Raw genomic sequence first — 13,264 nt, 5'->3', positions numbered from 1 at the left:
GGCTCAACGGGCAAAGGGCAGATAGTCGAGCCGCTGCATCGCCTGCATCAGCCCGCCCTGATAGCGAGCCGGAACCGGCTGGGTTCCGATCGCCCAGGCCATGATATCGACGTCCTGCTCTTCCAGCAGCGCGGTGAAGAGGTCCCGGTCCTCCGGTCCCCAGCTGGCCGAATGCATGTCGAAGAAGCCGCCGACCATCTGGTCCGCTTCCTTCACCCCACGATGATGCGCGCGCCACTTGAGGCGCTTCAGTTCGACGTCGTCCGCTTGCATCGCTGCCATGTAGGCGCGAAGCGCTTCGCTCGCTAGACGTGGTGCTCGCATGCGCCCGGACCTGCTCAACCCCCTGTTCGCCGAAGTCGAAACGCTGAAAGGCGTCGGCCCGCAGCTGACGCGCCTGCTCCATCGCCTCGACCTGTCCCGGTTGGTCGACCTGCTTTTCCATTTGCCCACCGGCAGCGTCGAACGGGTCCGCGCCCCCGCCGCATCGCCGGTCCTGCTCGGCAGCCTCGTGGTGCTCGAGGTCAAGCCGTTCGAAGCCCGCCAGAGCGCCGGCCGCGGCCCGACCCGCATCTACGCGTCGGACAATGACGGCAACGTCATCACGCTGGCCTTCTTCAACAATGGCGGCTGGGCGAAGAAGCAGCTGCCGCTCGGGGAAAGCCGCATCGTCTCCGGCAAGCTCGAGGCCTATGGCGACCAGTGGCAGATGGTCCACCCGGACGTGCTGGAGCCCGGCAAGCCCGAGCCGCCGCTCAAGGAGAGCGTCTATCCGCTCACCGAAGGGCTCACCAGCCGCCGCCTCCGGGAGCTCGTCGGGCTCGCCCTGGAACGCGCTCCCGAGCTGCCGGAGTGGATCGAACCGTCGCAAGCCTCGCAGCAGAACTGGCCGGCCTGGCGAACCGCGCTTGCCCGGGCCCACGGTGACCATCTCGACAGCGCCGCGCGCAGCCGCCTCGCCTATGACGAGATCTTCGCCAACCAGCTCGCCCTCCAGCTGCTCCGCCAGGTCAGCCGCCGCAAGCGCGGCCACCCGCTTCAGGGCGACGGCCGCCTGGTCGCGAAACTGCGGCTGCCGTACGAGCTGACGGGCGCCCAGCGGCGGGTCACCGAGGAAATTCGGGGCGACATGGCGCAACAGGCGCCCATGCTGCGGCTGCTCCAGGGCGACGTCGGTTCCGGCAAGACATTGGTCGCGCTGCTCGCCATGCTGAACGCGGTGGAGGCCGGTGCCCAGGCGGCGCTGCTCGCCCCGACCGAGATCCTCGCCCGCCAGCATCACGCCACTCTGCTCAAGCAATTGGACCCGATCGGCGTGCGCGTCGCCGTTCTCACCGGGCGGGAGAAGGGCAGGGTGCGCGACAGCGTGCTGATGGGCCTCGCCGACGGCAGCGTCGACATCCTCGTCGGCACCCACGCCATCTTCCAGGAAAAGGTCGGCTACCGGAACCTCGGCCTCGCCGTGATCGACGAACAGCATCGCTTCGGCGTCAGCCAGCGCCTGCTCCTCTCCGCGAAGGCCGAGCGGCCGCCGCACCTGCTGGTGATGACCGCCACGCCCATCCCGCGGACCCTGACGCTCACCCAATATGGCGAGATGGACGTCAGTCGCATCGACGAGATGCCGCCCGGCCGCTCCCCCGTGGAAACCCGCGTGATCAGCGACGAAAAGCTGCCGGAGATCGTCGACGGCCTCGGCCGCCACGTCGCAGCGGGCGGCCAGGCCTATTGGGTCTGCCCGCTGGTCGAGGAGAGCGAGACCAGTGACGCCGCTGCCGCCGAAGACCGTGCCGCGATCCTCACGCAGCGTTTCCCCGGCAAGGTCGGCCTCGTCCATGGCCGGATGAAAGGTCCTGATAAAGACGCCGTCATGGCCGCCTTCGCTGCGGGCGACCTCGCGGTCCTCGTCGCCACCACCGTCATCGAAGTCGGCGTCGACGTTCCCAACTCGACCCTGATGATCATCGAGGGCGCCGAGCGCTTCGGCCTTGCCCAGCTGCACCAGCTACGTGGCCGCGTGGGGCGAGGGGAGGGAAAGTCGACCTGCCTCCTCGTCCGTGGCCAGACGCTGAGCGAAACCGGCCGCGCGCGCCTGGCGCTCATGCGTGAGACCAGCGACGGCTTTCGCATCGCCGAGGAGGATCTGAAACTGCGCGGCCCCGGCGAGATCCTCGGCACCCGGCAGTCGGGCGAAGCTGCCTTCCGCCTGGCGTCCCCCGAACAGGTGCAGGAACTCGCCCCCGCCGCCACCGACGACGCCCGACTCCTCCTCGACCGCGACGGCGGCCTCGCCGGTCCGCGGGGCGAGGCCGCCCGCCTCTGCCTCTACCTGTTCGAACGCGACCAGGCGGTCGATCTGCTCAGGAGCGGTTAGCGGACCAGCAAGCCGTGCTTCTTCTTGCCCAGGCTCAGCTTCACCTCCGAACCCACGGAAATCACATGGTTCGGATCGCTTACCACCACTTCATCGACCCGCACGGCTCCCTCGGCGATCTTGCGCTTCGCCTCACCATTGGACGCGCAGAACCCCACGCCGACCAGCGCCGCCAGCACGCCGATCTCACCGCCGGTCGCAAGGCGCGGCAGCGCCTCGCCCGATCCGCCGCCAGCAAACGTCTCCGCTGCCGTCCGCGCCGCTGCTTCCGCCGCCTCGCGCCCATGCAGCAGCGCGGTCGCCTCGGTCGCCAGAACCACCTTCGCTTGGTTGATCTCGGCCCCCGGCAGCGCCTCCAGCCGCGCGACCTCGTCCAGCGGCACATCGGTGAACAGCTTCAGGAACTTGCCCACATCCGCGTCGGCGGTATTCCGCCAGAACTGCCAATAGTCGTACGCCGGCAGGCGGTAGCCCTCCGTCCCATCGGCGTTCAGCCACACCGCGCCCGCCGCCGTCTTGCCCATCTTGGCACCATCGGCGGTGGTGATCAGCGGCGTCGTCACCCCGAACAGCTCGGTCCCGTCGATCCGCCGGGTCAGCTCGATCCCGTTGATGATATTCCCCCACTGGTCCGACCCGCCCAACTGCACCCGGCAGCCCAGCCGCCGCGACAGCTCCAGGAAGTCGTAGGCCTGCAGGATCATGTAGTTGAACTCGAGGAACGTCAGCGGCTGCTCCCGGTCCAGCCGCAGCCGCACGCTGTCGAACGTCAGCATCCGATTGATCGTGAAATGCCGCCCCACCTCGCGCAGGAATGGCACATATTCCAGCCGGTCGAGCCACTCGGCATTGTCCACCAGGACCGCATCGGTCGGCCCATCCCCAAACTCAAGAAACCGTTCGAACACCTTGCGAATGCCCGTGATATTCTCGGCGATCTTCTCATCCGTCAGGAGCTGGCGGCTCTCGTCCTTGCCCGACGGGTCGCCGACCTTGGTCGTGCCTCCGCCCATCAGCACGATCGGACGATGCCCCGCCTGCTGCAACCGGCGCAGCATCATGATCTGCACCAGGCTCCCAACGTGCAGGCTCGGCGCCGTCGCATCGAAGCCGATGTAACCGCTCACCACCTCACGGTTCGCCAGCGTATCCAGCGCCGCCGCGTCGGTGGTCTGGTGAACATAGCCGCGTTCGGTCAGCAGCTTGAGCAGGGCAGAGGAAGGCGTCGCATCGGTCATTCCAGCGCCTCTAACCGCCTCACTCCGTCTTGTCGAAGGCCCGCGCCTCCGCCACACCCGTGGTCATGCACCTCACCCTCATCCCGCACCCCGCGACGCCACCGGCACGCCGCGGCATGGCGCTAGAAGCCTGGGTCGAACGCTGGGACGACGGGCGGGCGGAAATCAGCTTCCACCTCCACGCTCCCACCGACACGCTGGTCATCCCGGACAAGCCCCGCCGGGGCCGTGCGGACGAGCTTTGGAAGACCACCTGCTTCGAGCTCTTTGTCCAGACGGAGTCCGGCTACCGCGAGTACAACTTCTCACCCTCGGGCGCCTGGGCGGCCTATGACTTCACCGCCTACCGCGAGGGCCAGTCCAAGCCCGCGATCGACCACGCGCCGGAGATCGACGTCGAGGACATTGGCGACAAGCTCCTGCTGGACGCCATCCTCGACCTGCCCGCTGGCGGACGCTTCGGCCTGTCCGCCGTGGTCGAGGAAGTTGGCGGCACCAAAAGCTACTGGGCGCTTGCCCATGGGGCCGACAAGCCGGACTTCCACCATGCCGCTTGCTTCGCCGCCACCCTCCCGCCAGTGGCCGACGAATGACCCACTTCGGTATCGACCGCCTCCTCGCCGACCCCGACATCCGCCGTCCGCTCGACGGCAAGCGCGTCGCCCTTCTGGCCCACCCGACCTCCGTCACCGCCGACCTGACCCACAGCATCGACGCGCTGATCGCCGCCGGCCTCAACGTCACTGCTGCCTTCGGGCCCCAGCACGGCCTGAAGGGCGACAAGCAGGACAACATGGTCGAGACCGCGGACGAGATCGACCCGCGCCTCGGCATTCCGGTGTTCAGCCTCTACGGGGAGGTCCGCCGTCCGACGGCCGCGATGATGAGCAGCGCCGACGTCTTCCTGTTCGACCTGCAGGACCTCGGCTGCCGAATCTACACCTTCGTTACGACGCTCCTCTACCTGCTCGAAGCCGCCGCCGAGCATGGCAAGACCGTGTGGGTGCTCGACCGCCCCAATCCCGCCGGCCGTCCGGTCGAGGGGACGACTCTGCTCCCGGGCTGGGAGAGCTTTGTCGGCGCCGGCCCGATGGTCATGCGCCACGGCCTTACCATGGGGGAGATGGGCCACTGGTTCATCCGCCACTTCAACCTCGACGTCGAATATCGCGTGATCGAGATGGAGGGGTGGGAACCCGAAGGCGGCCCCGGCTTCGGCTGGCCCGAAGACCGCATCTGGATCAACCCAAGCCCCAACGCCGCCAACCTCAACATGGCCCGCGCCTATGCCGGCACCGTCATGCTCGAAGGCACGACCTTGAGCGAAGGCCGCGGCACCACCCGGGCGCTGGAGCTGTTCGGCGCCCCCGGCCTCGATCCCCGCGCCATTCACGCCGAGATGCAACGCATCGCGCCCGACTGGCTGGCCGGCTGCGCGCTTCGGGAAGTGTTCTTCGAACCGACCTTCCACAAGCACGCTCACCAGCTGAACGCCGGGCTCTTCATCCACGCCGAAGGCCGCTTCTACGACCACCTGGGCTTCAAGCCCTGGCGCCTCCAGGCGCTCGCCTTCAAGGCCATCCGCCAGCTCCAGCCCGACTATGACCTCTGGCGTGACTTCCCCTACGAGTATGTGTTCGACAAGCTCGCCATCGACGTCATCAACGGCGGCCCCGCCCTGCGCGCATGGGTTGATGATGCGGCGGCGGAAGCGGGCGATCTGGAGGCGATCGCCTGCCACGACGAGGCGGCCTGGCTCGACCGGACACACGCCCTGCGGCTCTATTAGCGAGCGCCGAGGCCGGAGCCATTGCGGACAGGCACTATTCCAGTCATCCTGTTTGCCATCGCAGCTTGAGACATTGAACGGAGGAGCCCATTTCGTCCTCCAACCTGTCGGATTTCGAGATCGGCCCACTTTCCGTTCGGCCACAACAGCGGCTGCTCGAAGGACCGGGCGGCGCTGTCCACCTCGAGCCGCTGGTCATGCTGGTCCTGCTCTCGCTCAGCCGCCAGGCCGGCCAAATGGTCACTCGCCGCCAGCTCTTCACGGCCTGCTGGGGCAGCGCCGCGGTCGGCGATGACAGCCTCAACCGCACCATCGCGCTGCTCCGCAAGGCGCTGAACCAAGCCGCGGGCAAAAGCGTGGAGGTCGTGACCGTTCCCGCCGCGGGCTATCTGCTGCGATTGACGGCCGGCGTTGGTCCAGCGCAATCGGATGGCGATGACGCTCGTGCCGAGCAGGTGATCGAGGCCGCTCATCGAAGCTGGCGGCTTGGCATTCCCGAACCGGACCATCTCCGGCTGGAGCAGTTGCGCCAGCTGTGCCGCGCCGCTCCGGACCGGGCAGAGGCCTGGGGCATGCTGGCGCTGCTCGCCCGCTATGCCGCCGAATATGCCGGGGCCGATGCCAGCGCCGAATATGTCGCCGAGTGCGAGCGAAGCGCCGCGCAGGCTCTCGCGCTCGATCCCGATCAGCAGGACGCGCGCGTCGCCCTCGCCACCGTCATGCCCCTGTTCGGGCGCTGGCTGTCCGCGCATTCGGCGCTTAGCGACATCAGCGGCCAACACCCGGGCTGTGCCCCGGCTCTGCACGAACTCGCCATCGTCGAAATGACCACCGGGCGCGTGCGCGAGGCCAAGCGCCTGATGGATAAGCTGATCGAGGCCGATCCGCTCGCCGCCTGCTTCAACTACAAGTCGGTGTGGCAGAATTGGTCGATCGGCGACATTGGCCGCATGGATCATGTGGCCGACCGCGCGGTGCAGCTGTGGCCACAGCATCCGGCTGTCTGGATCGCGCGGTTCTGGACGCTGCTGTACACCGGCCGTCCGCAGGCGGCGCAGGCGCTCATTGGGGAACGGGATCGCGGCCCAGCCTTTCCAGAGCCGATGCGCAACTTCCTTCATCTGGTCGCCAGTGCTGTCATCCGGCCTGACCGGTCGCTGGTCGAGCAGGTCATGGAAGCCAGCCGCACCTCGGCTCGGCGCGGCCCGGCACAGGCGGTCGCCGCGCTTCTCGCGCTAGGTCTGTTTGACGCCGTCGATGAGGCCTTTGCCCTTGCGTACGGCTATTGGGCCCAAGCGGGCGAGGCACCGGTGCCGATCCGGCGGCCGACGGAAGATGCCTCGATCAACGACCAGCACCGCCGGGTGACACAGCCACTCTTCACGCCCGCCTGCCGCGCGATGCGGGAGGATCCGCGCTTCCCGGAACTTTGCGAGAGGCTCGGCCTCACCGCTTACTGGAGCGCGAGCGGTCGCCAGCCGGACTTTCTCGTCAATGCCTGACGGCGAGCCCGGGACTTCATCAGGAGTCCATCATTCCGGCCGCCGACCGACTGGTCGATGACACGCGCCAGCGTTCGCGAAACACAGCTGAGCGCTCAACTGTGGAGAATCGGCAATGAAGAAACTTCTGCTGCTCATCGGTCTCTCGCTGACCGCCTCGCCATCCCTGGCCCATCCGACCGGAGTCCTCTTCGACACCTTCGCTCAGTGCAATTCCGCGCTGCATCAGCAGGACAAGACCGACCGGATTCGGGTGGGATCATTTTTTCCCAGCAATGGTGCCGCTGAGATCAACATGCTGAATAATTGGGAATGCGTTTATGACGCGGACCTCGATGCCTGGCACATGTCTGGCCAGCCGTTCGGTGGCGACCTGCTCGGCGGCGGCAATGGGAAGGCGGATCCGGGGACGCCGAACGGCTGATCACCCGCGACGGCCAGTAGTGCTTGATCAATAGGATAAGCGCTGCTTGGCTGAGTGCACCGACGGTCACGGCTCTGCCGGCGCGTGCTCCCCTGTTCGGGATTGCCCGCGCCGGCAGATCGCCCGTCCATCAAAACGGGGCACAGGCCCCGTTTCGATCCTCGCACCAGGGAAACATGGAAACTTCGTTCAGACAAACTTGGCCCAGCAAGCTGTGAACCAGGGAAACTTGGAAACTTCGGTCTTCGGGCCTGGGAGCGTCAGAGCCCCTCCACCGTCATGATCGGCCGCCAGCCAGGGGTGAGGTCGTCGGGGTAGGGCTCCCCCGCATGGATACCGTCGCTGACATAGACGCAGTCGAGGCCATAGCGCGCCGCGCCGAGCACGTCGGTCTTCAGCCCGTCGCCGACCGCTACCACCGTCTCCTTCGGAGGATTGCCGGCTAGGCTCAGCGCATGGTCGTAGGTGGAGGGGTAAGGCTTGCCGTGCCACACCGTACGACCGCTTATCGCCTCATAGGCATCGGCCAGCGCCCCCGCGCAGACCACGCGCCGGCCGCCGTGGATCACCACCCGGTCGGGGTTGAGGCAGTGGAGCAGCACGTCCGAGCTACGCCATTCCGCCAGCCGCTCGGCATAGTCCGCCACGGTCTCGTGCCACTCGAGCCCCGCGCAGGCGATCTCGGCATAGCCCGCGTCGGTTAGCTCCAGCCCCGCGGCGGTCAGGTCCACCCGATCCTCCGCCGTTCCGCAGAAGCCGACCGGACGCCCTTTCAGCGCCGCGATCCCGACCTCTCCCGCGCTGACGATCCCGTCATAGAGCTCGCGGTCCAGCCCGAGACCGTCCAGCTGCCGCCGGGTCGTCGCCGCGCTCCTCGGCGCGTTGGTCACGAAGAGGAGCCGTCGCTCCTCCTCACGCCAGCGCCGAAGCCGCTGATCGGCGCCGGGCAGCAGGCGGAAGCCGTCGTGGACGCAGCCCCACAGGTCGCACAGGATGAGGCGATAGCGCGCCGGTAGCGCGTCGAGATTGTCGCTCACACGGTCGGCGGGGGCGGCGGGACATGGGACGGTGCGGGCAGGGCGTCGACGTCGGGCGACAGTTCCTCGTGCATCGGGCCCTCCCACTTGGCGACCAGCACCGCGGCGACCGCGTTGCCGACCACGTTGGTCGCGGACCGGCCCATGTCGAGGAAGTGGTCGACCGCCAGGATGAGGAGCAGTCCGGCTTCGGGAATCTTGAACATCGACAGGGTGGCCGCGATCACCACCAGACTGGCGCGCGGCACTCCGGCGATGCCTTTGCTGGTGATCATCAGCACCAGCAGCATGGTGATCTCCTGCCCCAGCGTGAGCTCGATGCCATAGGCCTGCGCGATGAAGATGGTCGCGAAGGTCATGTACATCATCGAACCGTCGAGGTTGAACGAATAGCCCAGCGGCAGGACGAAGCTGGCGATCCGCGGCGGCACGCCGAACCGGTCGAGCGCCTCCAGCGTGCGGGGGTAGGCCGCCTCGCTCGATGCGGTGGAGAATGCCAGGATCAGCGGATCGCGAATGAACCGCACCAGATGCCGGACCCGATTGCCGACCGCCAGGAACGCGATCGCCAGCAGCAGCACCCACAGCAGGAACAGGCCGAGGTAGAAGGAGCCGATGAAGCGGCCGTAATAGACCAGGATGCCGATGCCCTGCTCGGCGATGGCGGCCGTTACCGCGGCGAACACCGCCAGCGGGGCGAGCCGCATCACATAGTTGGTCACCTGAAGCATGACCTCCACCAGCGCCTCGACCCCGCGCACCAGCGACCGCGCCTTCTCGCCGACCGCCGTGATGGCCACACCGATGAACAGGCTGAAGATGACGATCTGCAGGATCTCATTCTCCGCCATCGCCTGGATCATCGAGGCGGGGACCAGGTGAGTGACGAAGTCCTTGATGTTGAACGCCTTGGTCTCGACCCCACTGGCGGCGGTGACATCCGGCAAGGGTAGGCCAAGGCCGACGCCCGGTTGAAGCAGGTTGACGAGGATGAGGCCCAAGATGAGCGACAGCAGGCTGGCCGTAATGAACCAGGCCAGCGAACGCACGCCTACCCGGCCCAGGGCTGCCGTGTCGCCCATATGCGCCACTCCCGCGACCAGGGTTGCGAACACCAGTGGCGCGATGATCATCTTGATCAGCCGCAGGAACAGCGTCGTCACAATGCCGAAATAGCCCGCGATCTCCTTGAGATGTGCGGCGGCCTCTGGCGTGCCGTTGTCCAGCGCGACATTGATGGCCCAGCCGGTGAACAGGCCGAGCAGCAGCGCTCCCAAGATGTACCAGGTCAGGCGTTTGGCCACTACGTCATCCTCTCACGCGTCATTGCGAGGCGCGTGAGCGCGCAAAGCAATCCAGTTCATGAACTGGATTGCTTTGCTTCGCCGCCGATGACAACCCCGGTGTCAGGCGTGTTCGGGCTCGCGGGCCTTCACCACCTTGTCGGCCAGCGGCCCGTTGAGCTCGGCCAGATGGTCGAAGGCCGCCTCGTAGGTGGCGAGGCCTTGGCTAAGCGACCGCAGCTCGGCCTCGAGCCCGGCCAGCTCCGCTTCGGGAATGAGTGCCTCGACCCGGTCCCAGCCGGCCCAGCCGTCGCGCGGACCCATGCCCAGCATCTGCCCCCGCCGGCCCGCCACCGCCGAGCTGACCTTGCTGGTTGCCGCCGTGGGCGAGACCACCGTCACCCGGTGCACTGGCTCCAGCAAGTGCGGCTGGGCACCCGCAAGCGCCTCCTGCATGGCCATCCGGCCCGCGGTTCGGAACGCCAGTTCGCTGCTGTCCACACTATGGTAGCTGCCGTCGGTCAGGGTCACGGCGACATCCACCACCGCGAAGCCGAGCGGCCCTTTCACAAGCGCGTCGCGGACCCCTTGCTCGACCGCCGGGACATATTGCCGCGGGATGGCGCCGCCGTGGATGGTCTCGGTGAAGACGAAGCCCTCGCCGCGGCCGAGCGGGCGCACCTCGATCACCACATCGCCGAACTGCCCATGGCCGCCCGACTGCTTCTTGTGGCGCCCACGCTGCGTCACCGAGCGGCGAATGCTGGTGCGATAACCGATGCTCGGCGCACGACTGCTCACGCTGACTCCATATCGCCGCTTCAGCTTGGCCACGACGGTCTGGAGCTGCTCTTCATTCACTCCGCGCAGGATCATCTCGTGCGCGCCTTCATCGTGATCGAGCCGAAGCGCGGGGTCCTCTTCAAGCAGCTTGGCCAGCGCCCCCGACAGCTTGACGTCGTCCTTGCGATCCACCGGCTCAATCGCAAGGGCGCAGTTGAGGGCCGGGAAGGGCACTTCCGGCACTGGCGGAAGCACGCCAAGGCCAAGCCACCTGCCCGCCGACACCCGTTCGAGCTTGGCCAGCGCGACGACGTCGCCTTCCTCCGCCTTGGCAAGCTTTGTCGTCTTTTCGCCCTGCACTGAGAACATGGCGACCAGCCGCTGCCCGCGTCCGTCACCGGCGTGCACTTCCTGGCCCTCCGTCAGCGAGCCGCCGAGCATGCGGGCAAAGGCGAGACGCCCCATCTGCCCCGCATTGCTGATCTTGAAGCACCACAAGGCCGGGCTGCCGACGCCGAGCCGAGCCGCCGTGCTCGCGGGGGTTGGAGTTTCGTGCCGCAGTGCCTTCAGCAGCCGCCTGACGCCCCAGCAGTTTCCGGCCGAGCCGAACAGCACGGGCACGCCAAGGTTCTCGCCCGTCTCCCGCGCCAGATCGCGAAAGACGTGCTCCGCCTCCGGCTGCTCGTCCATCAGAAGCTGCTCCAGCAGGGCGTCATCATGGTCCGCAAGCTGCTCGAGCAGCTGCGTGCGGGCTTGCCGCTCACGGTCTAGCAGCGCCTCGGGAATGTCGATCCGTTCGGACGGCTTGCCTGGTTCGTAATGGAAGGCGCGTTCCAGGGCGACGTCGACGAAGCCAGTGACCTGGTCGCCTTCGCGGATGGGGATCTGCCGCGCGATCAGCGGCGACACGCTCATCGGCTGCAGGGCTTCCAACAGTTCGCGAATCGAGCCGCGCGCCTGATCCATGCGGTTGACGAAAATCAGATGCGGCACGCCGAGTTCGTCCAGCATTCGCAACGCCGGTGCGGCCAGCGGCGCCCGCGCCGGGTCGGGGTCGACCACCACGATCGCCAGGTCCGCCGCCGCCAGCGCACGGGTGCCATCCGCCGCGAAGCCGGTCCCGCCCGGCACGTCGATGAGCGCGAACCGCTCGTCCATGAAGCTGAAATGCATGAGGTTGAGCTCGGTCGATCCGCCGCGCGCCCGTGCCTCTGGTGAGCTGTCGCCCACGCTGCTGCCCTGACCCGTCGATCCTTGCCGGGGGATACTCCCGCTCGCGAAGAGCAGGGCGTCGGCGAGACAGGTTTTTCCCGCGCCGGCCGGTCCGACCAGCGCGATTGCTCGGGTGCCCGATACAGCCTCATGCATGTGCGACTCTCCTTCGTCCGAAACTCGGGCGGCGAGTCGCCTTCAAGGGCGCCTCACGCGCCTTCTGGGACCGGGAAGCGTCTGCCTGTTAGCCAAAGAAGGCAAGTGGCCGATGCGGTGAAGCGATCCGTCGGAACGGGCAGGCGCGCCCTTCTGTTCTGCATGGCAAAAGGAGCCCCTTCGTCCATGGCCACCGCTGCCGAAACATCTGCTGACCACGGCCGCACCGCCGGCAAGCCGACCGAAATCCCCGCGCAGGGCTGGAAGGAGATCGCCCTTCGCGCGTGGAAGGAGACCGGCGAGGACAATGTCCCGATCGTCGCCGCCGGCGTCGCATTCTACGGCTTCCTGGCGCTCGTCCCGCTGCTTGGGGCGACGGTCCTCACTTACGGCCTCGTCGCGGATCCAGAGACGGTGGTCCGCCATGCCAGTTCGATCACGAAAATGCTGCCCGGTGAGGCAGGGCAGCTGATCGGCCAGCAACTGGTCAATGTCGTCCACACCAGCGGCGGCAAGAAAGGGTTCGGTCTGCTTCTGGCGCTGGTGATCGCCTTGTGGGGCGCCCGCAATGCCGCCGGTTCGATCGTGATCGCGCTCAACATCGCCTACGAGGAAGAAGAGAGCCGGAGCTTCCTCAAGAAGACTGTGCTGGCGCTGCTGATGACGGTCGCGGCAGTCCTGCTGGCGTTGATTGCCGGCGGTGCCATCGGTGTCCTCGCCGCGCTGCAGAAGTTGCTGCCAGACATCGGGCCGGTTGGCTCCTTTCTCTTCCAGCTGCTGACTTATGTCCTGCTCGGCGCGGTCGCCGCAGCTGCCGCGGCCACGCTGTTTCGCTATGGGCCGTCACGCGACAAAGCGAAGTGGACCTGGCTCACCCCGGGTTCCCTGCTCTTCGCCTTCGGCTGGATCTTCCTGACGCTCGGCTTCGGCTTCTACGTCAAGAGCTTCGGCAATTACGGGGCCACCTACGGCAGCCTCAGCGCCATCGTGGTGATGCTCACCTGGCTCTATCTCTCCTCGTACCTGCTGCTGTTCGCCGCCGAATTGAACAGCGAGATCGAGCATCAGACGGAGCGGGACACGACCAGCGGACCGGAGAAGGCCCTTGGTCAGCGCGGCGCCTGGAGTGCGGATCATGTCGCCGCCGGCCAGACCGACACGAAGGATGAGCCCACGCAGTCCGCTGGTCTGTCACGGAGCGGTGCCAAGGAGAAAGGTTCACCACCAGCCAATCCGCCAGCGCCGCCGAGTGACCACAGCTACTTGGTCTCGCGAGTCAGTTCGCGCGCGGGCCAGATGGCGGGTGCGCGCAAGATTTCGATGATCTCGTCGGGCCTCGCGACGGTCGGCCTGGGCATGCTCAAGCGGCGTGGCCGAGAGAAGACGGGCGCAGCGCTACTCGTGACCGCGGCCGGGCTGGCGTTGTGGAAGCGCAGGTAAGCCCCGCTCATGCTGAGCGGGGCCCC

11 protein-coding genes are annotated in these 13,264 nt (G+C 67.2%); 6 read left to right on the top strand and 5 right to left on the bottom strand.

Annotated elements, in window-relative coordinates; genetic code table 11:
* Positions 1–3: 3 nt before the first annotated feature.
* Positions 4–282: an FAD assembly factor SdhE gene (locus tag M8312_RS04510; RefSeq protein ID WP_250119191.1), complete on the bottom strand. Its 279-nt coding sequence runs from the start codon at positions 280–282 to the stop codon at positions 4–6.
* Positions 283–322: 40 nt separating this feature from the next.
* Between M8312_RS04510 and recG the strand changes: the two genes are divergently transcribed.
* Positions 323–2,374, top strand: coding sequence for an ATP-dependent DNA helicase RecG (gene recG / locus M8312_RS04505; RefSeq protein ID WP_250119190.1), 2,052 nt, complete (start codon positions 323–325; stop codon positions 2,372–2,374).
* On the opposite strand, the gene tyrS is transcribed toward recG, so the two are convergent.
* Positions 2,371–3,612, bottom strand: a complete 1,242-nt coding sequence (tyrS, locus tag M8312_RS04500) for a tyrosine--tRNA ligase (RefSeq protein WP_250119189.1) — start codon at positions 3,610–3,612, stop codon at positions 2,371–2,373. The two genes, recG and tyrS, sit on opposite strands and share 4 nt — an antisense overlap.
* Before the next feature lie 65 nt (positions 3,613–3,677).
* Between tyrS and M8312_RS04495 the strand changes: the two genes are divergently transcribed.
* The 4 genes from M8312_RS04495 to M8312_RS04480 all read left to right on the top strand — a co-directional run bounded on the left by M8312_RS04495 (position 3,678) and on the right by M8312_RS04480 (position 7,327).
* Positions 3,678–4,205: a DOMON-like domain-containing protein gene (locus M8312_RS04495; RefSeq protein ID WP_250119188.1), complete on the top strand. Its 528-nt coding sequence runs from the start codon at positions 3,678–3,680 to the stop codon at positions 4,203–4,205.
* Positions 4,202–5,401, top strand: a complete 1,200-nt coding sequence (locus tag M8312_RS04490; RefSeq protein ID WP_250119187.1) for an exo-beta-N-acetylmuramidase NamZ family protein — start codon at positions 4,202–4,204, stop codon at positions 5,399–5,401. The genes M8312_RS04495 and M8312_RS04490 overlap by 4 nt, the downstream gene beginning before the upstream one ends.
* 89 nt (positions 5,402–5,490) lie before the next feature.
* Positions 5,491–6,903 carry a winged helix-turn-helix domain-containing protein gene (locus M8312_RS04485; protein ID WP_349773298.1) on the top strand — a complete coding sequence of 471 codons (1,413 nt, stop codon included), beginning with the start codon at positions 5,491–5,493 and terminating at the stop codon, positions 6,901–6,903.
* A 115-nt stretch (positions 6,904–7,018) separates the two neighbouring features.
* Positions 7,019–7,327, top strand: coding sequence for a hypothetical protein (locus M8312_RS04480; protein WP_250119185.1), 309 nt, complete (start codon positions 7,019–7,021; stop codon positions 7,325–7,327).
* Between the two features lie 260 nt (positions 7,328–7,587).
* Here M8312_RS04480 and M8312_RS04475 read toward each other — a convergent pair whose 3' ends face one another.
* The 3 genes from M8312_RS04475 to M8312_RS04465 all read right to left on the bottom strand — a co-directional run bounded on the left by M8312_RS04475 (position 7,588) and on the right by M8312_RS04465 (position 11,798).
* Positions 7,588–8,364, bottom strand: coding sequence for an HAD-IIA family hydrolase (locus tag M8312_RS04475; protein WP_250119184.1), 777 nt, complete (start codon positions 8,362–8,364; stop codon positions 7,588–7,590).
* Positions 8,361–9,668, bottom strand: coding sequence for a dicarboxylate/amino acid:cation symporter (locus tag M8312_RS04470; protein WP_250119183.1), 1,308 nt, complete (start codon positions 9,666–9,668; stop codon positions 8,361–8,363). Before M8312_RS04470 ends, M8312_RS04475 begins: the two co-directional genes overlap by 4 nt.
* Positions 9,669–9,770: 102 nt before the next feature.
* Positions 9,771–11,798: an elongation factor G gene (locus M8312_RS04465; protein WP_250119182.1), complete on the bottom strand. Its 2,028-nt coding sequence runs from the start codon at positions 11,796–11,798 to the stop codon at positions 9,771–9,773.
* 186 nt (positions 11,799–11,984) lie between these two features.
* Here M8312_RS04465 and M8312_RS04460 point away from each other — a divergent pair, with 186 nt between their 5' ends.
* Positions 11,985–13,238, top strand: coding sequence for a YihY/virulence factor BrkB family protein (locus M8312_RS04460; protein WP_250119181.1), 1,254 nt, complete (start codon positions 11,985–11,987; stop codon positions 13,236–13,238).
* The last annotated feature ends 26 nt before the right edge of the window (positions 13,239–13,264 follow it).

It is taken from the genome of Sphingomonas sp. KRR8 (assembly GCF_023559245.1).
Classification (GTDB): domain Bacteria; phylum Pseudomonadota; class Alphaproteobacteria; order Sphingomonadales; family Sphingomonadaceae; genus Sphingomicrobium.
Note: the sequence above shows the minus strand (reverse complement) of the source record. Positions and strands in the feature narration are given on the sequence as shown.